Genomic DNA, 22,833 nt, shown 5'->3' with positions numbered 1-22,833 from the left:
GGGCCGTCGGCCGGGCGCTGGCCGGCATCGGCGGCGGCGAGCGCGCCGGAGGGCCGCAGCGGCGGCGCCGGCTCTGCCTCGGCCGGGGCTTGCCGGTGCAGCCAGTCCGGCGCGGCGATGTCAGGCGCGGGCGCCCGTGCCGCCGTGGCCTCTGCCTCGCCGACCGGCGCGGCAGTGACGAAGCGCTCGACCGTGCCCTCGCCATAGGGGGCCGGCACGGTGCTCAGGCCGGGTTGCGCCTGCGACAGGCCCAGCCGCGCCATGGCGTACCAGGAGCCCTCCGGCTCCTCGCCCTTGGGCTGCGCGCCACAGATCACCAGGCGCTCCTCGGCGCGGGTCAGCGCGACATAGAGCAGCCGGTGATGCTCCTCGACCATCTGGGCCAGGATGGCGTCCTTGGCGGCGCGGGTCGCGGCGGGGTCCTCGGCGCGCTTCGGCGGCCAGACCGGCAGCGCCTCGCCGCGCGGGCCCGTGACGCCGATCAGCCTGGGCAGGCGGCGCTCGCCCGGCACCAGGCCGAGATCGGCGAGGATCACCACCCTGGCCTCCAGCCCCTTCGAGCCATGCACCGTCATCACCCTGACCTCGCCGGCGCTGGCCGAGAGGTCGCGCTTCACCTGCGTCGCCACCGCCCCGACATGGTGCAGGAAGCCGGCGAGCGAGGGGCCGTAGCGCCGCTCATGGTCGAGCGCCTGGCCGAGGAAGGCGTCGAGCGCATCGCCGGCCTCGGGGCCGAGCCGCGCCAGCGCGAGATTGCGCCCGCCGCCCGGCCCGAGCAGCCCGGCGAAGAAGCGGAACGGCCCGCAGCGCCCGGCTTCCTGCGCCAGCCCGCTCAGGCGCGCCTCGATCGCGGCGTAGCGCGGCTCCTCTGCCGCCGCCTGCCGCAGGGCGTCGCGCAGCGCGCCGCTGCGCTGCGGCGCCAGGCGCAGCAGGTCGTCGTCGTCGAGGCCGAAGAGCGGTGTCTTCAGCGTCACTGCCAGGGCGAGGTCGTCCTGCGGCAAAAGGATGGCGCGGCCGAGCGCCACCAGATCCTCCACCGCCGGATGGTCGGCGAGCGTCAGCCGGTCGCGGCCGGCCACCGGCACGCCGCGATCCTTGAGCGCCTTGACGATCGTCTCGAACAGCGCGCCGCGCTGGCGCAGCAGGATCATCACGTCGCCGGGCGCGAACGGGCGGCCGAGATCGTCGCGGCGCTCGTCGGTCCAGCGCTTCAGCGTCTCGGCGATGCGGCCGGCGAGCCGGGCGAGGCCGGAGCGGCGCTCCGGCGCGTCGACCGGCGTGGTCCAGGCGTCGGGCGTCTCGGCCTCGTCGTCGGCGGCGACCGGCCAGAGATCGACCGCTCCGAGCGTGCCGCGGCGCACCGTGTCATGGGGCTCCGGCCCGGCGCCGCCGTCGAAGACCAGGCCGCGCCAGTGCTCGCGCGGCGCGAAGACGGCATCGACCGCGCGCATGATCTCGGGCGCCGAACGGAAGGAGGTGTTGAGGCTGATCGGCTCGAAGCGCTGGCCGGCGGCGCGCAGCCGCGCGCCGAGCCGCCGGCGTTCCTCGCTGAAATGGTTGGGGGCGGCGCCCTGGAAGCCGTAGATCGACTGCTTCTCGTCACCGACCACGAAGACCGTGCGCGGCCGGGCGCCCTCGGTCAGCGCCGTGGCGCCGAACTCGTCGGATAGCCGGCTCAGGATCGCCCATTGCGCCTCGCTGGTGTCCTGCGCCTCGTCGAGCAGGATGTGGTCGATGCCGGCGTCGAGCTTGTAGAGCGCCCAGGACGGGTTCACCCGGTCGAGCAGCGAGCGGGTGCGGGCGATCAGGTCGTCATAGTCGAGCAGCGAGCGCTGCGCCTTGAGCCGGCGATAGGCGGCGAGCACATGCGTCACCAGGATCGCCAGCGCCCGGCTGCGCTCGCGCACCGCGATCGCCGCTAGCGCCTCGATGGCGCGCGACAGCGCGGCAGCGACGGCGTCGAGCGCCGCGTCGAGATCCTCCGGCAGGGCGCTCTTGCCCTTGCCGCGGACATTTTGATGGACGTTGCCCTCGGCGGTGAGGATGGCGCCGCGGCACGTGGCGACCGGATCGACAGCGGCGTCGGGCGACAGGGCGAGCGCCAGCGCCTCGGCGGCGCGCTGGCGGGTGGCGCTGCCGGCGGCCAGGGCCTCGCGCAGCCGCCCGAGCCCGGCGATGCCGGCGAGCCCCTCGCGGAAATGCCCGCGCACCTGCGCCTCGTCGAGATCGGGTGCGATGCCGAGGAAGGCGCAGACCCCGGCGACGATCTCCCCGGGATCGCGCGCCCGGCCCTCGGCATCGCTGAACAGGGCGCGCTGGTGCAGTGCCTCGCGCATGATCGCGTCGAAACTGTCCTGCGCCGCCTGTTCGGCCATGAAGCGCAGCGCCGTCGCCTGCGGGCCCTGCGGCGCGGCGGCGGCCTTGGCGAGCAGGTCGCGGCGGGCGTCGCGCATCAGTTCGGCCTGGGCGAGGTCGTCGGCCACCTCGAAGCGCGGCGGCACGTTGGCCTCGAAGGGCGCGCTCTGCAGGACGCGGGTGCAGAAGGCGTGGATCGTCTCGATCTTCAGCCCGCCCGGCGTCTCCAGCGCCTGGGCGAACAGGCGCCGCGCCCGCGCCAGCCCGGCCGCGCCCGGCCGCTCGCCGGTCAGCGCCGCCAGCGCCTCGGCCAGCGCCGCGTCGCCGGCGACCGCCCAGGCCGAGAGCGCGCCGAACAGCCGGTTCGACATGTTGGCGGCGGCGGCCTTGGTATAGGTGATGCAGAGCATGCGGCCGGGCGCCACCCCGTCGAGCAGCAGGCGCAGCACGCGGTTGACCAGCACATGCGTCTTGCCCGAGCCGGCATTGGCCGAGACCCAGGCGCTGAGCCGCGGATCGGCCGCCAGCGCCTGGCTCGCCCTGGTCGTGTCGGGAATGCTCCAGTCGGCGCGGCTCATGGGCTCTCGCCCTCTTCGCCCTCGCCTTCGGCCGCCGCCGCCCATTCCTTGACGCGGGCGAGCGCGTCATAGGGGCTGGCATAGCGGATATAGGCCGGCGCCCGCCGCGACAGCCAGGGCTCCGCCCCGGCGCGAAGCCGCGCCAGATGGTTCATCAGCTCGCTGAGGTGGCGGGCGGTGACATCGGCCAGCGCCTCGTCCTTGAAGCTCAGTGGCCGGTCCTTGGCCCAGCTCTTCGGGTCGTGGTTGAGCTTGAGATAGAGCAGCGCCTCGACCGGGGCCGGCGCCAGCGGCGGCTCGCCCTCGACGGCGAAGCCGTTGCGGCGCGCCAGCTCCGCCTCCAGCGTCAGCTGCGGCGCGAAGCCGAGCACCACCTGCTTGTCGCTCGGCGGCGCGCCGGTCTTGAAGTCGATGATGCGCAGGCCGCCCTCGCGGGTCAGCTCGACGCGATCGGCCCGGCCGGTCAGGGTGATCTCGGTGCCGTCCGGCAGGAGGAAGACGCCGCTGGTCTGGCTCTCCACCGCGATGCGCACCAGCCCCGGCCGGCGCCGCCGCTCCCAGTCGAGATAATGGCGGGCGGTCAGCAGGAAGCGCGGCCACCAGAAGGCGGCGACCTCGGGCGTCGCCTCATAGGCGCGGAAGCATTCGGCCCCGATTGCCACCAGCGCGGCGTCGGCATCGGCGAGGATCTCGCCGCGATGGGTGCGGGTGAAGCGCTCGACGATGTCGTGCAGCAGCATGCCGCGATCGGAGGCGCCGGGATCCTCGATCATCTCCGGCAGCGCGTCGAGCTTGAGGATCTTGCGGGCATAGAGCGCGTAAGGGTCGCGGTAGAGCGTCTCGACCTCGGTGACGCTGAGCCGCCGCGGCTGCAGCGCCGCCGGCGGCACCGGGCGCGGCCGCGCCACCGGCGCGAGCGCCGCCTTGCGCCCGAGCAGCGACGCCAGCCCGCGCAGGCGCTCGCCGCGCGCCAGCGCCGCGTCCCAGCCGGCCGCCGGCGCCACCGCCTTGAGCCGCTGCCAGAAGCGCGAGGGAATGGTCTCCGCCTCGCCGGCCTTGCGGGCGCGGGTCAGCGTCACGGAGCGGTTGAGCGCGGCGGCGACGAAATCATGCGCCGTCTGGCCGATGCGCCGCTCCGGCGAGCTCAGGCCGAGTTCGGCGCGCATCGGCCGGTTCAGGAAGGAATCTGTGCGCGTCGCCGGCGGCCAGGCACCCTCGATCAACCCGCCGAGCACGACATGCTCGGCCTCGAGCAGGCGCGCCTCCAGCAGGCCCCAGATCTTCACGCGCGGATGGCCCGGCTCGCGCCGCGTCACCGCCGTCTCGTCGGCGAGCCCGGTCAGGATCGCGATCCAGTCGCGGCCGCGCCCGTCCTGCGGCGCATCGGCGAGCGCGCCGGCGAGATCGTCGAAGAGCCTTGCCAGCGCCTCGCCGTCCGGGCCGCGCCAGGCCAGCACCGCACCCTCCGCGTTGCGGCTCAGGCTCTCCATCGCGCCGCGCGCGGCGGTGGCGATCGCCTCGGGCGAGGCGGGGACGGCGTCGAGCGCCGCGGCGAGGGGGGCAAGCGCCTCCTCCAGCCGGTCGAGCACGACCCCGGCGGCGGCGATGTCGTCCGGCGTCAGCCGCCGGCGCGGGCGCGGCGCATGCGGGTGGTCCATCAGCGCCGGCAGCGCCACGAAGGCGTGCCGCAGCCCGGCGAAGCCCTTGCCGACCGCCTCGCCGCGCCAGCAGCCGATCTCCAGCGTCGCGGCACCCTGCTGGGCCCGGGCGGCGTCGAGGCCGAGCCGGCACTGCGGATGGGCGAGCAGGGCCGTCAGCGCAGCCGGGCTCATCGCGGCGGCGACCGCGTCGAGGCAGAGCCGCAGCAGTGCGCCCGCCGGCCAGCGCCCCAGCGGCAGGCCGGCGGAATCGTCGGCATTGATGCCCCAGCGCCGCAATTCGACGGCGACGCGCTCGGCCAGGCCGCGATCGGGCGTGATCAGCGCGGCGCGCGCCATCGGGTCCTCCAGCGCCTCGCGCAGCGCCAGCGCCGCGACCAGCGCCTCCTCGCGCTCGTCGGCGGCCTCGGCGACCCGGAGCCCGTCGAGCGCGTCCGGCGCGACGGCGGCGCCGCCGCCCCAGCCATCGGTGACCGAGGCCGGCAGCATGGCGGTGCGCAGCAGCGCGCGGCGGGCGGCCACCGGCGGCTCGGGTGCGCCGAGCGTGACGACCTCGTCGCGCCGCGCGCCCATCGTGTCGAGCAGCCGGTGCAGCGCCGCCTGCGGATGCGAGGGGGCCGGCTCGGCGACGATCGCTTCCCAGGCGGCGGCCGGCAACGTCTCGTCGAGATCGGGCAGCACCACGGCGCCGCCCGGAGCCCGCGCGATCGCCCCGAGCAGCCGGGCGGTCGCCGGCACCGAGCCGGTCGAGCCGGCGGCGATGACCGGACCGCGGAAGCCGCCAGCGGCGATGCGCTCGCGCTCGGCGGCGAGCATGCTGTTGCGAAAGGCGGCCGGGTCGCAGGCGCCGCGCTCGGCCAGGATCGCCGGCCAGCCCTCGGCGACGATGTCGAGGAAGCGGGCGTTGAACTGCCAGATCTCGTCGAAGCGCGCGGCGTCGAGCCCCTTGAGCCTTGCCGGCGAGACGTCCTCGGTCTGCATCTGGTCGAGCAATTGGGCGAGGTCGCCGGCCAGCCCCCAGGCCTCGGCCAGCGTCGCCGGCACCAGAGCGGGCTCGGCCGGATCGAGCCGGAGATGGCGGCGATTGGCGCTGCGGCCCCAGGCGGCGATCAGCCTTGTCAGCACGAAGCGGCGCGCCAGCGGATCGATCGGCGCCAGCCGCTCTTTGGCCAGCGCCTCGCCCGCCCCGGCGATCAGCGCGGTCTCGGCCTCGTCGACATCGCCGAGCGGCACGATGCGCGGCAGGAGCAGCGCGCGTGTTCCGAGCGTCTCGGCCAGGATCGCCCCGAAGGCGCGGGCGGCGCGCTGGGTCGGCAGGTAGAGCGTGGTGCGCGACAGGGCCGTCGGGTCGGCGGGGTCGTAGGCCTTGCCGAAGCGGCCGGCCAAGAGCTCGCGCGCCAGCACGCCGAGGAAGGAGGCGCCGGCGGGGATGCTGAACAGGCTCAGGCCCGCCAAGGGCTCAGCCCGCCTGATGGGCGGCATAGGCCGCTTCGGCCAGCGCGATCGCCTCCGGCGTGCCGACATGCAGCCAGAGGCCGTCGAGCCGGTGGCCATGGAGGCGGCCGGCGGCGATCGCCCGGTCGAACAGCAGGTTGAGCGAGAACGGCCCGTCCGGCGTGTCGGCGAACAGGCCGGGCTTCAGGATGGCGACGCCGGCATAGACGAAGGGCGCCGTCGCCGCCTGGCCGCGGCGGGCGAGCCGGCCGTCCGGCGCCAGGGTGAAATCGCCGGCGCCGTCGAAGCCGACGCTGCTCTCGCGCGGCGCCAGCAGCAGCAGCATGTCCATGCGCTGCGGATCCCAGGCCGCGATCATCGCCGCGAGGTTGGCGGTGCCGCGCTCGCTCCAGAGCGAATCCGAATTGACGTGCAGGAACGGCGCCTCGCCCAGCAGGGGCAGGACCTTCTTCACCCCGCCGCCGGTTTCGAGCAGCTGCGCCCGCTCGTCGGAGATGGTGATGGCGGGGCGGCTGCGCCCGGCGAGATGCGCCTCGACCTGCTCCGCCAGATGATGGACGTTGACTACGGCCTGCGTCACCCCGGCCTGCGCCAGCCGGTCGAGCGCATGGTCGAGCATGCTGCGCCCGGCGATCGCCACCAGCGGCTTCGGCAGCCTGTCGGTGATCGGGCGCATGCGCGTGCCGAGCCCGGCCGCCAGCACCATGGCATGGGTGATGCCGTCTGCCCGCTGCTGCGCCACGCGAATCCCCCTGCTCGAAGCCATCCGCCTATGAGGCATAGCGGGCGGCTTTGCTCAAGGGCGGCGGCCGGCCTCAGCCGGCCTTCGGCGCCTCTCCGGCGGATACGGGCGCAGCCTCGTCGTCCCCGGTTTCGCTCTCCGGCGCAGTGATCGCGGCGGTGGGCTCCGGCAGGCGGAACAGCGTCGGCAGATGCGTCTCGTACCAGCCCTTCAGCTCGGCAAGCGCGGGATGCTCGAGATTGCGGCGCAGATAGGCCTCGATGCGCGGCAGGTGGCGCAGATAGCCCGGCTTGCCGTCGCGCTTGTCGAGCCGGGCGAAGATGCCGGCGATCTTGGTGTTGCGCTGGGCGCCGAGGATCGCATAGGCACGGGCGAAGCCGGCTAAGTCGAAATCGGGCGCGTCGCCGCGGCGCGCGCCGGCATAGGCGGCGAGCAGCCTGAGCTCGAGCGCCGCCGGCACGTCGATGCGCGCATCCTGGCCGAGCGAGACGAGGTCGTAGGCCGGGTGGCCGAGCACCGCGTCCTGGAAGTCGATCAGCCCGAGCCGCGCATGGCCCTCGCGCTCCGGCAGCCAGATCAGGTTGGGCGAATGATAGTCGCGCAGCGTCCAGGTCGCCGGCGCCGCCAGCACCTCGTCGAAGAGCTTGTCCCAGATCCGGCCGAACTCGGCGCGCGTCACCGCCGGCAGCGTCACCCCGGCGATGTGCGGGGCATACCAGTCGAGCACCAGCTCGGTCTCGATGGTCAGCGCCTCGCGATCGTAATCGGCGAGCGGATGGTCGCGCCCCTCGGCCACCGGCAGGATGCTCGGCAGGGTGTGGCGGTGCAGCTCGGCGAGCAGGTGCGCCGCCGCCTCGTAGCGCTCGGGGATCGGCCCGCTCTCGTCGGTGACCAGGCCGGGGCCGAGATCCTCGGTGAGCAGCAGCCCGGTCGCGAGGTCGGCGGCGATGATCTCCGGTGCCGAGAAGCCGAGCGAGCGCAGGCCCTTGTCCATGGCGACGAAGGCGTCGACCGATTCCGCCAGATGGGCGATGGCGCTGTAGGGCTTGCCCTGGCGGATCGCCGGCCCGTCCGGGCGCGGCGGCGAGATCATCAGGATCGCGGTCTCGCCGCTCTCGCGCCGCAGCCGCTCATAGGCGCGGCTCGAGGCGTCGCCGAGCATGAAGCTGCGCTCGGCGTCGTTCCAGCCGGCCTTCTCGATCAGGCGGCGCGCGCCGATGGCGAGCGCCAGGCGCGCGCGCCAGAGCACCCCGCCGGAGAGCGTGGCGATGCGGCCCTGCTCCGGATTTTCCGGATCGACCTCCAGCACGATGTCGAGCCGGCGCCCGGCCGGCAGGCGCGTGCCGGCCTTGTCCGGCCATTCGACCAGGGTGATGGCGCGCTCCAGATCCTCGATCAGGCCGAGATCGTCGAGCTCGTCGGGGCTGTGCACCCGGTAGAGATCGGCGTGGATCAGCGGGCCGCGGGGGCTGTCATAGCTCTGCACCAGGGTGAAGGTCGGGCTCGGGGCCTCCAGCGCCGGGTCCTGCGCCAGCCGGCGCAGCATGGCGCGGGCGAGCAGCGACTTGCCGGCGCCGAGATGGCCCGAGAGCGCGACCACGTCGCCGGCCTTGAGGATGTCGGCGATGTCGCGCGCCAGGCGGAGCGTCGCCGCCTCGTCGCGCAGCAGGACCGTGTGGCTGCCGGTCCGCGCGGTGTCGTCCATCATTCTGCGGCGTCCGAGATCGGCAGGCCTTCCGGCGGGAAGACGGCGGTGACGCGCGTGCCGGTACCCGGCGCCGACTCGATCTCGACGCGCCCGCCATGCAGCTCGACGATGGAGCGCACGATCGACAGGCCGAGCCCGACGCCGCGATGGCGCGAGCCGAGCGAATGGCTCTCGAACCGGTCGAACACCTTCTCCAGCACCTCGGCCGGGATGCCGCGCCCCTCGTCGGCGACGGTGATGCGGATCTCGCCGCCGACGCGCCGCGCCGCGACGGTGACGGTCTGGCCCGGCTGCGAGAAGCCGATGGCGTTGGAGATCAGGTTGAACAGCACCTGGCGCAGCCGCTTGCCGTCGGCGCGCAAGGGCCCGGTCTGCGGCGCGATCTCGACGGCGAGGCGCAGCTTGCTGTCGGCGAGGCGGTCCTGCAGGCCGGCGACCGCCTGGTCGATGGTCGCGGCGACGTCGACCTCGCCGAGGTCGAGCGCCAGCGCGCCATTGTCGATCGAGGCGAGGTCGAGAATGTCGTTGATGATCGCCAGCAGCGCGCCGGAGGAGCGCACGATGTGGCCGGCATAGTCGCGCTGCTTCTCGTTGAGCGCGCCGATCGTCTCCTCGCCGAGCAGCTGGGCGAAGCCGATGATGTTGGTCAGCGGCGAGCGCAGCTCGTAGGAGACGTGATGCACGAACTCCTCGCGCAGGCGCGACGCCTTCTCCAGCGCCTCGTTGCGCTCGGTCAGGGCGCGCTCGACGTTCACGCCGGCGGTGACGTCGGCGAAGGTGATCAGCGTCGCCCCGTCCGGCAGCGGCGTTGCGGTGCAGTCGAGCACCGTGCCGTCGCGCCGCTCCATATGGCAGCGATAGTCTTCGCGCGCGTCGCGCACCCCGGCCACCGCGCTGCGGATCTCGGTCCAGACGCCGTCCTCGGGGAAGAGCGGCCGGCACAGCCCCACCAGCTCGTCGATATGCGGGGCGGCGGAGACCCGCTCCGGCGCCAGCTTCCAGAGCTGGCAGAGCGCCGGGTTGGAGAGCTTGAGCCGCCCGTCCGAGCCGAACACCGCCACGCCCTCGCGCAGCGAATCCAGCGTCTCGCGCTGGGTACGCGACAGGGCGTTGAAGCGCGATTCCAGGGTGAAGCGCTCGGTCTCGTCGTCGAAGAGATAGGTGACGCCGCCCTGCGGATGCGGGCTGGCGACGACGTGCACGGTGCGGCCGTCGGGCAGGTACCACCAGTCCTCGCTGGCGCGCGGCGCGGTGTAGACCGCGTGGACCTCGGCCTTCCAGCTGCGATAGTCGCCGAGCTCGGGCAGGCGGCGCTCGGTGCGCAGCCGGTCGAGGATCTCGCCATCGGTCGGCCGGCTCTCCAGGAAAGCCGGGTCGAGCTGCCAGAGCGTCTCGTAGCCGCTGTTGTGGTAGACCAGACGCTGCGAGGCGTCGAAGACCGCCACCGCCGTCTTGAGCCGGTCGAGCGTGCCGGCATGGGCGTCCATCTGGCGCTGGAGATCGGCGCGCACCGCCTCCAGCTCGCTCATGTCGGTGGCGATGCCGGCATGGCCGGCCGGCGTCGGGGTCTCGATGATGTCGACGATGCGGCGCTGGCCGGCGATCACCGCCGGGGCGCGGGTTGCGAAGACGCGCCCCTCGGCCCGGGCGCGGGCGGCGCGTTCGCGCTCGGCCCGGTCGAACAGCTCCAGCCCGCCCTCGACCACCGCGCGGTCGTCGCCGGCCTCGACGGCGCGGGCATAGGCGGCATTGACCCAGCTCAGCTTGCCGTCGCGGTCGCGCGTCCAGACCGGCTGCGGCAGCGCCGAGAGCAGGGCCGAGAGCCCGGCATGGTCGGCGGTCAGCCGCGACAGCTCGGTCTCGAGCATCAGCGTGCGGGCGCGCTCGCCGCCGACCTCGCGCAGGCGGATCACGGCGCGCCCGGCGACGGGGCGGCCCTCTGCATCGACGAAGTTGCCGGTGCGGGTGCGGAAGGTGAAAGCGAAGGCCTCGCCGCGCTCCTTCAGCGCCTCGGTGGCGAGTTCCAGCCGCTTGGCCTCGGCGGGCGCGGCCCAGGAGCCGTAGGCCAGCGCCAGCCCGGCGCCGTGCTGGCCGAGGAAGCCGCTGTCGCCCTCGATCATCGCATCGGCCTTCGGGCCGTTCCAGCTGATCACGACCTGGCGGTCGGCGGCGAGCAGCGCCTCGACGCGCTCCTGATGGCCGCGCGCGGCTTCGAGCCCGGCGGCGAGCTCGCCCTCGCGGCGCTGCCAGCGGGCGCGCTCGCGGACATAGAGGATCGAGGTGGTGGCGGCGAAGACGACGAGGCCGACGAACATCAGCGAGACGCCGCCGACGCCGAGCATGTCGCCGCGCATCGGCATCAGGGTCTCGGCCTGGGCCAGCGCCGGGAGCGGGGCCGTCCCGGCCAGTCCGGGCAGGACGAGGCGGGTCGCCACTCCGTCCATCCGCCGTGCCAACCGCCTGACCCGTTTCATGCTCGCTTCCGTATCATTCGCCGGACCGGGGTGACGGCCGCGCCATGCAGGTCATGCGCGGCCCCGGCCTCGTCGCCGGACACCACGCTGTTCCACACCGCCAAGCCACCTGTGAACGAAACCCGACCGCGACCGGCAGGGCGGGCCGGCGGTCCGAATCACCGTCACTCTACTCACCGGAGGAGTCCGGCAGGAAGTGCTTAATCACCGGTAAATGTGCCCCCCGGCGGCCCGAATCCGGGGGATTCCGGGCAAACCGCAAGATGTTGTCTCCTGACATGTCCTGACCGCTAGAAGTGGTGTCGGACGTGCTTGCCGGAGTGGTCGCGTGGGCATGAAAAAAGCCCGGCGCGAACGCCGGGCTCTCGGATTGGCGGACGGTTCGCCCGTCGCTCAGTAGCGGTAGTGCTCAGGCTTGAACGGGCCGGCCTGCGGCACGCCGATATACTTCGCCTGGGTGTCGCTCAGCGTGGTGAGCTGGGCGCCGACCTTGGCGAGGTGGAGCGCCGCGACCTTCTCGTCGAGGTGCTTCGGCAGGGTGTAGACCTTGTTCTCGTACTTGGCGTGGTGGTTCCACAGCTCGATCTGGGCGAGCGTCTGGTTCGAGAACGAGCAGGACATCACGAAGGAGGGATGGCCGGTCGCGTTGCCGAGGTTCACCAGGCGGCCCTGCGACAGCAGGATGATGCGCTTGCCGTCGGGGAACTCCACCTCGTCGACCTGCGGCTTGACGTTGTCCCACTTGAAGTTCTTCAGGCCGGCGACCTGGATCTCGGAGTCGAAGTGGCCGATGTTGCAGACGATGGCGCGGTGGCGCATCGCCCGCATGTGCTCGACCCTGATGACGTCGAGATTGCCGGTGGCGGTCACGAAGATGTCGCCGCGCGGGGCCGCGTTCTCCATGGTGACGACCTCGTAGCCCTCCATCGCCGCCTGCAGGGCGCAGATCGGGTCGATCTCGGTGACGAGCACGCGGCAGCCGGCCTGGCGCAGCGAGGCGGCGGAGCCCTTGCCGACGTCGCCATAGCCGGCGACGACCGCGACCTTGCCCGACATCATCACGTCGGTGCCGCGCCGGATGGCGTCCACCAGCGACTCGCGGCAGCCATAGAGGTTGTCGAACTTCGACTTGGTGACCGAGTCGTTGACGTTGATCGCCGGGAAGGGCAGCCGGTCGGCCTTGGCCAGCTCGTAGAGCCGGTGCACGCCGGTGGTGGTCTCCTCCGAGACGCCCTTGATCGCGTCGCGGGTCTTGGTGAACCAGCCCGGGGCGGCCTTCAGCTGGCGCTTGATCAGCGCGAAGAAGATCGTCTCCTCCTCGTTGGAGGGCTTGTCGAGGAAGGCGGTGTTGCCGGCCTCGGCCTCGGCGCCGAGGATGATCAGCATGGTGAGGTCGCCGCCATCGTCGAGGATCATGTTCGGCGTGCCGCCGTCACCCCAGGTCGCGGTCTTCAGCACGTACTCCCAGTACTCCTCCAGCGTCTCGCCCTTGATGGCGAAGACGGGGGTGCCGGTCGCGGCGATCGCGGCGGCGGCGTGGTCCTGGGTCGAGAAGATGTTGCAGGACGACCAGCGCACATCGGCGCCGAGTTCCTTGAGGGTCTCGATCAGCACCGCGGTCTGGATGGTCATGTGCAGGCAGCCGGCGATGCGGGCGCCCTTGAGCGGGGCCTGGCCCTTGTGCTCGGCGCGGATCGCCATCAGGCCAGGCATCTCGTCCTGGGCCATGTCGATTTCCTTGCGGCCGTACTCGGCGAGGCCGATGTCCTTGACGATGTAATCCTGCGACACAGCGGCGCTCCTTGGCTCGATCGTGAGGTCGGCCGGTCTCTAGCAGGCCTCGGCCCGTGATGCAATCAAAGATATAAAGATGTCTTTATATCGCGCCTGGGGCGGCGATTTCCGGGGCGGATTGCGGATGACGGGCGCTTTGTAGCGCGCGGATGGAGGGCGCGCCGACACAGCGCCGCGGGCCGGCCGCGGCGGTCACGAGGCGTGACGATCGGGATGTCGTGAGGCCGCGCGGCGGCCGGAAGGCGGGCTATTCGCCCTCGCCGAAGCGGTCGGCGACCAGGGCTTCCAGCGCGGCCAGCGCCTCGGGCGCCTGCGGGCCGGAGGCGACGACGGTGATGGTCGAGCCGATGCCGGCGCCCAGCGTCAGGATGCCCATGATCGAGGTGGCGCCGACCGTCTCGCCGCAGCGGGAGACGGTGATGTCGGCGTCGAAGCCGGCGGCGCATTGCACGAACTTGGCGGTGGCGCGGGCGTGCAGCCCCTTGCGGTTGACGATCTCGAAGGTGCCGTGCACCGCGCCCGGCGGCACCGTCACCTCGGAGCAGCCGCAATCCTCGTCGTCGACCCGGTCCACGCGCGCCTCGCTTGCCGTCACTTGCGCATCACTTGCCTGCCATCACTTGCCAGCCAGCACGCGGCTGGCGATCGTGATGTACTTCCGGCCCGCATCCTGCGCGCAGGTGACGGCCTCGTCGAGGGTCTTGTCCTCGCGGACGCTGGCGAGCTTGATCAGCATGGGCAGGTTGATGCCGGCGACCACGTCGATCCGGCCCGGATCCATCACCGAGATGGCGAGGTTCGAGGGCGTGCCGCCGAACATGTCGGTGAGGACGATGACGCCGCCGCCGCTGTCGACCTGCTCGACGGCGGAGAGGATGTCGCGCCGACGCCCCTCCATATCGTCATCGGGGGCGATGGCGATGGTCGCGAGATGGGTCTGGGGGCCGACGACATGCTCAAGGGCGGAACGGAATTCCGTTGCCAGGTGCCCATGAGTCACAAGCACGAGTCCGATCATTCAACACCACCGCAAGGCGCCGCTGGCGCCCGGACAAGGTCGCGGTTTATGGGGCAGGCGCGCGGGATAGGCAAGCCGGTTCTCTCGAATTCGAGGCGATCCAGTCAGGCCGTTTCCTCGAACAGCGCCAGCGCCGCCAGGACGAGATCGGCATCCTCGGGCCGTCCCTCGACGCGAATCCGCGGCAGCACCACAGTTTGGAGCGATTCCACCATATCGTCGGCCTCCGGCATGCGCTGCGGCGGAGTGCCGCAATCGACGATCAGGCGGATCACCGCCGCGTCGAGATGCGGCTCCGGGGTGAGGCCGAGGCCGCGCCGCTCGATCAGGCCCTCCAGCGGCGGCACGGGCCGCGCCAGCAGCCGCCCGGCGCGGGTCTCCAGCGCGACGCGGTCGTCGCCGACCAGCCGGGCGAAGCGGCCGCGCAGGCGCGCCAGCCCGATCAGCGCCAGCGCGAGGCGCGACTTGCCGGCGCCCGAGGGCCCGCGCAGCAGCAGCCCGGCCTCCCCGATCGCGAGCGCGGTGGCGTGGACGCGCTCGCCCGGCGGAGGCGGCGCCGGGACGGCTGGCGGGGAGGCGGTCATGAGATCTGGGGCGCGGCGGGGAGCTGGACGACGAAGCGGGCGCCGAGGCGGTCGTCGTCGCCGCCGGAGCCGGCGGCATAGCGGTTCTCGGCGCGGATCGATCCGCGATGCGCCTCGACGATCTGGCGCGAGATCGACAGGCCGAGACCGGAATTCTGGCCGAAGCCGCTCTCGGGGCGGTCGGTGTAGAAACGCTCGAAGATGCGCTCCAGCGCATGGGGCGGGATGCCCGGCCCCTCGTCCTCGATCGTGATCACCACCTCGCCCGGCAGGCGCGACAGCCTGATCTTCACCGGCTTGTCGGCGGGCGAGAAGGAGCGGGCGTTCTCGATCAGGTTGACGATGACCTGGCCGAGCCGGGATTCGTGGCCGAGCACGCGGAAGGGATCGCCGACCAGGCTGCCGGCGCGCTGGCCGCGCCGGTCGATGTCGAGCTCGACCAGCGGCTGGGGCTCGCGCCGCATCTCGTTCTGCAGCGAGACCACCGCCTCGAGCAGCTGCGCCACGTCGAGCGGGGTGGCGTCGTCGCGGGCGAGCTCGGCATCGAGGCGCGAGGCGTCGGAAATGTCGGAGATCAGCCGGTCGAGCCGCTTCACGTCGTGGCGGATCACCTCGAGCAGGCGCTCGCGCGATTCCGGCGTCTTGGCCAGCGGCAGCGTCTCCACCGCGCTGCGCAGCGAGGTCAGCGGGTTCTTGAGCTCGTGGGCGACGTCCGCCGCGAAGCTCTCGATCGCCTCGATCCGGTCGTAGAGCGCCCGCGTCATTTCGCGGAAGGAGGCCGAGAGATGGCCGATCTCGTCATGGCGGTCGGAGAAGTCCGGCACCTCCTCGCGCGACTTGGCGCCGCGGCGCACGCGCTGGGCCGCGTCGGCCAGCTTGCGGATCGGCTCGCCGATCGTGCCGGCGAGCAGCACCGAGAGCACGATCATCACCACCGCCGAGACGGCGAAGACCTGGAAGATGGCGTGGCGCTCGCCGGCGATGACGCCGTCGATGTCGCCGCCCTGGGTCGAGAGCAGCAGCGCGCCGCGCACCGCCCGGAAGCGCTGCACCGGCACAGCCACCGAGACGATGGTCTCGCCGCGGGTGTTGACCCGCACCACGCTGGCCGGCGAGCCGGCCAGCGCGCGCGCCACCTCGGGATAGGAGCGGCCATTGGCGTTGGCGAAATCGTCATAGGCCGGCAGGTCGGCCCGGCCGAGCCGGTTGCGGATGATGTTCCAGGTCCGCTCCAGCAGCGGCGGCTCGTCGCTCTCGCCGATGCGCGGCAGGTCCATGCGCATGATGTCGCCGCGCGAATAGAGATTGCGCGAATCGAGGGTGAGCATCCCGTCCTTGTCGTAGATCCGCGCCCGGGTCTTGGTCGGCATCACCAGGCGGCGCAGGAGCGGCGCGACCTTCTCGGGATTGATCGAGAAGTCGAGCGGGTCCTCCATGATCGCGCCGCTCTCGCCCGCCTGCAGCTGCAGCAGCTTGTCGGGGTCGATGGCGATCGTGTCGGTCTCGACCGTCGCCGAGGCGGCGATGGCGCCGGCGATGATCTCGCCCTGGGTGAGCAGGCTCTGGACGCGCGCCTCGATCAGCCCCTCGCGGAACTGGTTGAGATAGAGGAACCCGACCAGCAGCGCGACGAGGCCGGCGAGGTTGAGGACGACGATGCGCCGCGTCAGGCTGGAGGCGGCGCGCACCGAGACGGCGCGCAGCAGCCGGCGGCCGAAGCGCGCCAGCCTGTGCCGGAGCGTCGGCGGCGCGGCCTTCGCAGCGCCGCGCGCATCATCCTGCTCGATCGTCGCCATGGTCGACCCTGGTCAGGCGCGGTTACGGGCCGCGAGACCCGCACGCCGCCGTCAGGTTTCCTTGAAGCGATAGCCGACGCCGTAGAGGGTCTCGATCATGTCGAAATCCGCGTCGACCTGGTTGAACTTCTTGCGCAGGCGCTTGATGTGGCTGTCGATGGTGCGGTCGTCGACATAGACCTCGTCGTCATAGGCGGCGTCCATCAGGGCGTTGCGGCTCTTCACCACGCCGGGGCGCTGGGCCAGCGACTGCAGGATCAGGAACTCGGTGACGGTCAGCGTCACCGGCTCGCCCTTCCAGGTGCAGGTATGGCGCTCCGGGTCCATGCGCAGCAGGCCGCGCTCGAGGGCCTTGGCGTCCTCGGCCCGGACCGGGGCGGCGGCGTCGCGGGCGCCGGCGCGGCGCAGGATCGCCTTGACGCGCTCGACCAGCAGGCGCTGCGAGAACGGCTTCCGGATGAAGTCGTCGGCGCCCATCTTCAGGCCGAACAGCTCGTCGATCTCCTCATCCTTCGAGGTCAGGAAGATCACCGGCAGGTCGGATTTCTGGCGCAGCCGCCGCAGCAGCTCCATCCCGTCCATGCGCGGCATCTTGATGTCGAAGATGGCGAGGTCGGGCGGATTCTGCTTCAGCCCGTCGAGCGCCGAGGCGCCGTCGGTATAGGTCTGGATCCGGTAGCCTTCGGCCTCGAGCGCGATGGAGACGGAGGTCAGGATGTTGCGGTCGTCGTCGACCAGCGCAATGGTTGGCATGAACGGTTCCGGCTCTGTGTGTCTCTGCGTTGCAATCAACGGGGTCCACTCTCGTGCGAGAACGGCCAAAGCATGGCGTCAATCTAGCCAAGCCGAGGCGTTTCCGCTACGTCCCGCCCGCCAAAAACCCGTGAACCACCGGAAAGTGCCATGGCGATCGATCCCATCAGGCCGACGGACGACAAGGCGCGCGGCCTTGCCCGCACCCTGATCCGCAGCGCGCGCTCCGGTTCGCTGGCGACGCTGACCCTCGACGGCCACCCCTTCGCCAGCCTGACCAGCGTCGCGACCGATCTGGACGGCACGCCGCTGATCCTGATCTCGTCGCTGTCGGGACACACCGCCAATCTCCAGGCCGATCCGCGCGTCTCGCTGCTGCTGGCGCCGGGTGGCAAGGGCGATCCGCTGGCCCATGCCCGCATCACCCTGCTGGGCCGGGCCGAGCTCGTGGCGCGCGAGAGTGCGGAGGGCGAGCGGGTGCGACGCCGCTTCCTGGCGCGCCAGCCCAAGGCCTCGCTCTATGTCGATTTCCCGGATTTTTCCTTCTTCGCGCTGCGCCCGAAGCGCGCCAGCCTGAACGGCGGCTTCGGCAAGGCCTATGATCTTTCGGCCGACGACCTGCTCAGCGACGCCGCTTCTGCCGCCGCGCTGGCCGAGGCGGAGGCCGGCGCCGTCGAGCACATGAACGCGGACCATGCCGAGGCGATCCGCCTTTATGCCACGGCGCTGCTCGGCGCCCGGGACGGGGCTTGGCGCCTCACCGGCATCGACCCGGACGGGGCCGATCTCGCGCTCGGCGACACGGTGCTGCGCCTGCCCTTCGACACACCCGTTGCGGATGCCGGCGCGATGCGCGAGGCGCTGGTCGGCCTCGCCCGCAAGGCCCGCGCCGCCGCCTGACCGCGACGTTTCGGCGCGGGCGAAAATCTAAAACGATTTAGCCGGAAACGATCCGCCGCAGGCGATTCGGCATGGCTTGAGCGGCCGGCTGCATGCGCCTAAACAGCGCCAACTCCACCGCCTTGACCGGCGGTGCAGCGCGGTGGGCGCTCCCGTGCCCGCCGCCGTTTCAGCCCGACGCCGGCAGGGCGCGGGCGAGGCCACGGCAGGAGGAACACGCCCGTGCAGACGATCGGTCACGTCAACCCGGCGCATGGTGCCGAGAGCGCCGGCTTCCGCGGCCTGAAGGCGGTCTACTGGAACCTCGAGGCGGCCAGGCTCTACGAGGAGGCGCTGTCGCGCGGCGAGGCCCGCATTTCGCGCGGCGGCGCGATCACCGCCGACACCGGCAGCCATACCGGCCGCTCGCCCAAGGACAAGTTCGTGGTCCGCGACGCGCTGACCGAGGGCACGGTCTGGTGGGACAACAATGCCGCGCTGTCGCCGGAGCATTTCGAGGCGCTTCTCGCCGATTTCCGCAGCTATGCCGAGGGCCGCGAGCTCTTCGCGCAGGACCTCTATGGCGGGGCCGACCCGTCGCACCGCGTCCGCGCCCGCGTCTTCACCGAATACGCCTGGCACTCGCTGTTCATCCGCAACCTGCTGATCCGGCCCGAGGCCGGCGAGGTCGCCTCCTATGTGCCCGAGCTGACCATCATGGACTTCCCGGGCTTCCGCGCCGATCCGGCCCGGCACGGCTGCCGCAGCGAGACGGTGATCGCCATCGACTTCTCGCGCAAGATCGTGCTGATCGGCGGCACCGCCTATGCCGGCGAGATCAAGAAATCGGTGTTCACCTATCTGAACTACACCCTGCCGGCGAAGGGCGTCGTGCCGATGCACTGCTCGGCCAATGTCGGCTCGGAGGATGATCCGGCGATCTTCTTCGGCCTGTCCGGCACCGGCAAGACCACGCTCTCGGCCGATCCCGGCCGCACCCTGATCGGCGACGACGAGCACGGCTGGTCGAAGGACGGCATCTTCAACTTCGAGGGCGGCTGCTACGCCAAGACGATCCGCCTCTCGGCCGAGGCCGAGCCGCAGATCCACGCCGCCTCGCTGCGCTTCGGCACGGTGCTCGAGAATGTCGGCATGGACGAGATCACCCGCCAGGTCGATTTCGACGACGAGAGCAAGACCGAGAACACCCGCTCGGCCTATCCGCTCGACTTCATCCCGAACGCCTCGCGCAGCGGCCGGGCCGGCACGCCGAAGAACATCGTGATGCTGACCGCCGACGCCTTCGGCGTGATGCCGCCGATCGCCAAGCTGACCCCGGCCGAGGCGATGTACCACTTCCTCTCCGGCTATACCGCCAAGGTCGCCGGCACGGAGCGTGGGCTCGTCGGCGTGCAGCCCGAGTTCTCGACCTGCTTCGGCTCGCCCTTCCTGCCGCGCCACCCCTCGGAATACGCCAACCTGCTGCGCGACTTCATTGCCAAGCACCATGTCGACTGCTGGCTGGTGAACACCGGCTGGACCGGCGGCGGCTACGGCACCGGCCGGCGCATGCCGCTCCGCGTGACGCGGCGCCTGCTGACGGCGGCGCTCGATGGCTCGCTCAATCGCGCCGATTTCCGCCGCGATCCCTATTTCGGCTTCGCGGTGCCGACCTCGGTCCCCGGCGTCGAGCCGCACATCCTCTATCCGGTGAAGACCTGGCAGGACAAAGCCGCCTTCGCCGAGACCGCCAAGAACCTGATCGGCATGTTCGCCAAGAACTTCGAGAAGTTCGAGGCGCATGTTGACGACGCGGTGAAGGCGGCGGCGCCGTCGAGCTCGCTGACGGCCTGAGCCAAGCCGCGCGGACTGTGCTAGGCAGGGGGCGATGCGCCTCCTGCTCTCGCTCCCGGTCAGGCTCCTGCTCAGCCTCGCCATCCTGGCCTGCGCCCTGTGGGGCGCGGGCTTCCTGATCTATCGCATGCCGGGCGCCGGCGGCATCGCCGCGGCCATCGGCTTCGGCCTGGCCGGGCTCGCCGGGCTCACCGGCGTCTGGACCGGCGCGCCGCGGCTGCCGCTCTCCTTCGCCATGGTCTTCGTCGGCCTGCTCGGCTGGTGGAGCGGCTTCCAGCCCTCGCATCAGCGCGACTGGATTCCCGAGCTGGCGCGGCTGCCGCGCATGGCGGTCGCGGGCGACAGCCTGACGGTCACCGACCTGCGCAACTTCGCCTGGCGCAGCGAGAGCGACTACGACCAGCGCTGGGAGACGCGCCGCTACGACCTCGCCGGCCTCTCGGGCGCCGACGTCTTCCTGTCCTACTGGTCGGGCGAGGCGATCGCCCATCTCCTTGTCAGCTTCACCTTCGCCGAGTCCGATCCGCTGACGATCTCGATCGAGGTCCGGCGCGAACGCGGCGAATCCTGGTCGGCGCTGGCCGGCTTCTTCCGCAGCTACGAGATGGCCTATGTCGCTGCCGACGAGCGCGACCTCGTCGGCCTGCGCACCCATGCACGCGGCGAGGATGTCCGCCTGTTCCGGCTGCGCGCCACGCCGGCCCAGGCGCGCCAGCTGCTCATGGCCTATGCCGACGACATCAACCGGCTGGCCGACCAGCCGCGCTGGTACAACACGCTGACCACCAACTGCACCACCGTGGTCTTCCATATGGTGCGCCAGCTGGCGCAGGGCTGGCAGTTGGCGGTGCCGGCCGATCCGCGCCTGCTGCTCTCCGGCTATCTGCCCGGCTATCTCCAGAGCATCGGTGCGGTGCGCACCGATATCCCGCTGGACGAGCTGGTGCGCCGCGGCCGCATCAGCGAGCGCGCCCGCGCCATCCCGCTCGACAGCCCCGACTTCTCGACGCGCATCCGCGAGGGCGTGCCGGAAGGCCAGGCTCAGCCGTAGAGATGCAGCGAGGCGCCGTGGCGCTTCAGCCAGTGCTCGGCCGCGTCCGTGCCCGGACAGAGCCGCCGCGTCACCGCCCAGAAGCGCGCCGAATGGTTCATCTCCTTGAGATGGGCGACCTCATGCGCGGCGAGATAGTCGAGCACCGCGGGCGGCGCCAGGATCAGCCGCCACGAGAAGCTGAGATGCCCCTTGGCCGAGCAGGAGCCCCAGCGGCTGGTGGTGTCGCGCAGCGTGATCTTGCGCGCCGGGATGCCCAACGTCGCGGTATGCGCCAGCACCGCCCTCTCCAGATCGGCGAAGGCCTCGCGCCGCAGGAAATCGGCGACGCGGCGGGCGGTATGCGCCTCGTCGCCGCCGACCAGGATCACCGGCTCGCCGGCCGGGGTGAGCAGCGCCCGGGTCAGCCCGCGGGCCGGCCCGCCATGCTGGATGCGGTGGGGCACGCCGCGCAGCGGAATGCTGGCACCGGCCACGAAGGGCACGCCCTGCGGGCGCTTGGCGAGGCGCGCCGCGATCCAGCCGCCATGCTGCTCGGCGAAGCTGCGGCCGGTGGCGAAGTCGAGCCGGCCGGGCAGGGTCAGGGTGATCTCGCCGGTGGCCTGCGAGACGCGCAGCGTCAGCCGCTTGGCGGTCGTGCGCCGGCGCACCGCCACGCTGTAGCGCGCGCCGGCATGCACGACCTCGATCGCATCAGGATCGGGCTTTCGCCGAAACAGGGAGAAGCGCATTGGCGCCACTCTGCCGGATTCGGCCCGGGCCGGGAAGGGGTGCGCCCCTCCCCTCAGCTCGCGACCTTGAGGTCCTTGCGGGCGGCGGTGGCGGTGCTGTCGCGGCGGGTTCCGGCGGCCTTCATGTCGAGCGAGACCATGAAGTCGGAGATGCGCGGGGCGATCTCCGAGCGGAAGCGCGAGCCGTTGAACACGCCGTAATGGCCGACGCCGCGCTGCAGGTACTCGACGCGCATGTCGGAGGGGATGTTGACGCACAGGTCGTGCGTCGCGCGCGTCTGGCCGACGCCGGAGATGTCGTCCTTCTCGCCCTCCACCGTCATCAGCGCGACATTGCGCACGGCGGTGAGGTCAACCGGCTTGTCGCGATGCATCATCAGCCCGCGCGGCAGCAGGTGCTGCACGAAGACGACGTCGACGGTCTGGAGATAGAACTCGGCAGTCAGGTCCATCACCGCCATGTACTCGTCGTAGAAGTCGCGGTGCTTCTCGGCGGAATCGCCGTCGCCGGCGACCAGATGCTTGTACATCTCGTAATGGGCGGTGACGTGCCGGTCGAAGTTCATCGCCATGAAGCCCGAGAGCTGCATGAAGCCGGGATAGACCTCGCGGAAGGCGCCCATATGCGGGAAGGGCACGCGGGTGATGCAGTTGCGGCGGAACCAGTCGATGCCGCGCTCCAGGGCGAGCTGGTTGACCGCGGTCGGCGAGCAGCGCGTGTCGATCGGCCCGCCCATCAGCGTCATCGAGCGCGGCGCGTTCGGGTCGCGCTCGGCCTCCATGCGCGCCACCGCCGCCAGCACCGGCACCGCCGGCTGGCACACCGCCATGACATGGGTGTCCGGGCCCAGCATCTGCAGCATGCCGATGACGTAGTCGATATAGTCGTCGAGATCGAAGCGGCCCGCCGCCATCGGCACCAGCCGGGCGTCGACCCAGTCGGTGATGTAGACCTCGTGGCCGGGCAGGAAGGCCTCGACCGTGCCGCGCAGCAGCGTGGCGTAGTGGCCGGACATCGGCGCGACCATCAGCACCTTGGGCTGCGGCTTGCGGCGGCCTTCGATCTTGCGGTCGAAATAGATCAGGTTGCAGAAGGGGCGCTGCCAGACCACGCGCTCCTCGACCGGGACCTTGACGCCGCCGACCGTGGTCTCGTTCAGCCCGAAGGCCGGCTTGCCGTAGCGCCGCGTCGTGCGCTCGAACAGCTCGCAGCCCGCCGCGATGGAACGGCCCATCGGGGTGTAGGTCAGCGGGTTGGCCGGGTTGTTGAACGCGAGCTGCATGGCGCTGGACATGGCCCGCGCCGGGCTCACCATCATATGAACCGCCTCATAGGCGTGGTAGGCGAACGACATGGTGGTCCTTTCGTTCGGGTCCTTCGGCGGCGCGTCAATCGCGTTGCG

The 22,833-nt window shown here is 71.8% G+C and carries 16 protein-coding genes; 3 read left to right on the top strand and 13 right to left on the bottom strand.

The features are described 5' to 3' along the window. The 11 genes from addA to ABE438_RS17185 all read right to left on the bottom strand — a co-directional run. The coding region (addA, locus tag ABE438_RS17235) for a double-strand break repair helicase AddA (RefSeq protein ID WP_346503888.1) at positions 1 to 2,933 on the bottom strand (2,933 nt) is incomplete at its 3' end. After that, positions 2,930 to 6,046, bottom strand: coding sequence for a double-strand break repair protein AddB (gene addB / locus ABE438_RS17230; protein WP_346503887.1), 3,117 nt, complete (start codon positions 6,044 to 6,046; stop codon positions 2,930 to 2,932). The genes addA and addB, both read right to left, overlap by 4 nt. A 4-nt stretch (positions 6,047 to 6,050) precedes the next feature. After that, complete coding sequence (locus ABE438_RS17225; protein WP_465248631.1) at positions 6,051 to 6,812, bottom strand: nucleotidyltransferase family protein; 762 nt, start codon at positions 6,810 to 6,812, stop codon at positions 6,051 to 6,053. A 49-nt stretch (positions 6,813 to 6,861) separates the two neighbouring features. Further along, positions 6,862 to 8,496 carry a tRNA (adenosine(37)-N6)-threonylcarbamoyltransferase complex ATPase subunit type 1 TsaE gene (gene tsaE, locus ABE438_RS17220; RefSeq protein ID WP_346503886.1) on the bottom strand — a complete coding sequence of 545 codons (1,635 nt, stop codon included), beginning with the start codon at positions 8,494 to 8,496 and terminating at the stop codon, positions 6,862 to 6,864. After that, entirely contained in the window at positions 8,493 to 10,940 is a 2,448-nt protein-coding gene (locus ABE438_RS17215; RefSeq protein WP_346503895.1) for a sensor histidine kinase, read from the bottom strand. The genes tsaE and ABE438_RS17215 overlap by 4 nt, the downstream gene beginning before the upstream one ends. Before the next feature lie 423 nt (positions 10,941 to 11,363). Further along, positions 11,364 to 12,782: an adenosylhomocysteinase gene (gene ahcY, locus ABE438_RS17210; protein ID WP_346503894.1), complete on the bottom strand. Its 1,419-nt coding sequence runs from the start codon at positions 12,780 to 12,782 to the stop codon at positions 11,364 to 11,366. Positions 12,783 to 13,011: 229 nt separating this feature from the next. Further along, the gene (locus ABE438_RS17205) at positions 13,012 to 13,299 is read right to left on the bottom strand and encodes an HPr family phosphocarrier protein (protein WP_346503893.1); all 288 of its coding nucleotides are present in this window, start codon (positions 13,297 to 13,299) and stop codon (positions 13,012 to 13,014) included. A gap of 81 nt (positions 13,300 to 13,380) precedes the next feature. Continuing rightward, entirely contained in the window at positions 13,381 to 13,782 is a 402-nt protein-coding gene (locus ABE438_RS17200; RefSeq protein WP_346503885.1) for a PTS sugar transporter subunit IIA, read from the bottom strand. Positions 13,783 to 13,886: 104 nt separating this feature from the next. Next, positions 13,887 to 14,366, bottom strand: coding sequence for an HPr kinase/phosphorylase (locus ABE438_RS17195; protein WP_346503884.1), 480 nt, complete (start codon positions 14,364 to 14,366; stop codon positions 13,887 to 13,889). Next, positions 14,363 to 16,162, bottom strand: a complete 1,800-nt coding sequence (locus ABE438_RS17190) for a sensor histidine kinase (RefSeq protein WP_346503883.1) — start codon at positions 16,160 to 16,162, stop codon at positions 14,363 to 14,365. The genes ABE438_RS17195 and ABE438_RS17190 overlap by 4 nt, the downstream gene beginning before the upstream one ends. Positions 16,163 to 16,213: 51 nt before the next feature. Continuing rightward, a complete protein-coding gene (locus ABE438_RS17185) occupies positions 16,214 to 16,915 on the bottom strand; it encodes a response regulator transcription factor (protein WP_346503882.1) in 702 nt (233 codons plus the stop codon). A gap of 150 nt (positions 16,916 to 17,065) precedes the next feature. Here ABE438_RS17185 and ABE438_RS17180 point away from each other — a divergent pair, with 150 nt between their 5' ends. From ABE438_RS17180 to ABE438_RS17170, 3 genes are all read left to right on the top strand, one after another. Next, positions 17,066 to 17,815, top strand: a complete 750-nt coding sequence (locus ABE438_RS17180) for a HugZ family pyridoxamine 5'-phosphate oxidase (RefSeq protein ID WP_346503881.1) — start codon at positions 17,066 to 17,068, stop codon at positions 17,813 to 17,815. A 222-nt stretch (positions 17,816 to 18,037) separates the two neighbouring features. Beyond that, positions 18,038 to 19,648 (top strand): phosphoenolpyruvate carboxykinase, encoded by a 1,611-nt coding sequence (locus ABE438_RS17175; RefSeq protein WP_346503880.1) that lies wholly within the window; start codon positions 18,038 to 18,040, stop codon positions 19,646 to 19,648. 34 nt (positions 19,649 to 19,682) lie between these two features. Then, positions 19,683 to 20,699, top strand: a complete 1,017-nt coding sequence (locus ABE438_RS17170; protein WP_346503879.1) for an Lnb N-terminal periplasmic domain-containing protein — start codon at positions 19,683 to 19,685, stop codon at positions 20,697 to 20,699. On the opposite strand, the gene ABE438_RS17165 is transcribed toward ABE438_RS17170, so the two are convergent. Both ABE438_RS17165 and ABE438_RS17160 read right to left on the bottom strand, forming a co-directional pair. After that, positions 20,690 to 21,430 carry a M48 family metallopeptidase gene (locus ABE438_RS17165; protein ID WP_346503878.1) on the bottom strand — a complete coding sequence of 247 codons (741 nt, stop codon included), beginning with the start codon at positions 21,428 to 21,430 and terminating at the stop codon, positions 20,690 to 20,692. The genes ABE438_RS17170 and ABE438_RS17165 overlap by 10 nt on opposite strands. 53 nt (positions 21,431 to 21,483) lie before the next feature. Continuing rightward, the gene (locus ABE438_RS17160) at positions 21,484 to 22,785 is read right to left on the bottom strand and encodes a polyhydroxyalkanoate depolymerase (RefSeq protein ID WP_346503877.1); all 1,302 of its coding nucleotides are present in this window, start codon (positions 22,783 to 22,785) and stop codon (positions 21,484 to 21,486) included. Positions 22,786 to 22,833 lie beyond the last annotated feature (48 nt).

Source organism: Allobosea sp. TWI1241 (genome assembly GCF_039673065.1).
Classification (GTDB): domain Bacteria; phylum Pseudomonadota; class Alphaproteobacteria; order Rhizobiales; family Beijerinckiaceae; genus Allobosea.
The sequence above is the reverse complement of the archived record's forward strand: the minus strand, read 5'-3'. Positions and strand labels throughout refer to the sequence as shown.

Coding starts and splice junctions, on each gene's coding strand:
- ABE438_RS17160 (WP_346503877.1), bottom strand. CDS start 22,785: ATGTCGTTCGCCTACCACGCCTATGAGGCGGTTCATATGATGGTGAGC.
- ABE438_RS17215 (WP_346503895.1), bottom strand. CDS start 10,940: ATGGACGGAGTGGCGACCCGCCTCGTCCTGCCCGGACTGGCCGGGACG.
- ABE438_RS17200 (WP_346503885.1), bottom strand. CDS start 13,782: ATGATCGGACTCGTGCTTGTGACTCATGGGCACCTGGCAACGGAATTC.
- ABE438_RS17165 (WP_346503878.1), bottom strand. CDS start 21,430: ATGCGCTTCTCCCTGTTTCGGCGAAAGCCCGATCCTGATGCGATCGAG.
- ABE438_RS17170 (WP_346503879.1), top strand. CDS start 19,683: ATGCGCCTCCTGCTCTCGCTCCCGGTCAGGCTCCTGCTCAGCCTCGCC.
- ABE438_RS17225 (WP_465248631.1), bottom strand. CDS start 6,812: ATGGCTTCGAGCAGGGGGATTCGCGTGGCGCAGCAGCGGGCAGACGGC.
- ABE438_RS17185 (WP_346503882.1), bottom strand. CDS start 16,915: ATGCCAACCATTGCGCTGGTCGACGACGACCGCAACATCCTGACCTCC.
- ABE438_RS17180 (WP_346503881.1), top strand. CDS start 17,066: ATGGCGATCGATCCCATCAGGCCGACGGACGACAAGGCGCGCGGCCTT.
- ABE438_RS17190 (WP_346503883.1), bottom strand. CDS start 16,162: ATGGCGACGATCGAGCAGGATGATGCGCGCGGCGCTGCGAAGGCCGCG.
- tsaE (WP_346503886.1), bottom strand. CDS start 8,496: ATGATGGACGACACCGCGCGGACCGGCAGCCACACGGTCCTGCTGCGC.
- ABE438_RS17195 (WP_346503884.1), bottom strand. CDS start 14,366: ATGACCGCCTCCCCGCCAGCCGTCCCGGCGCCGCCTCCGCCGGGCGAG.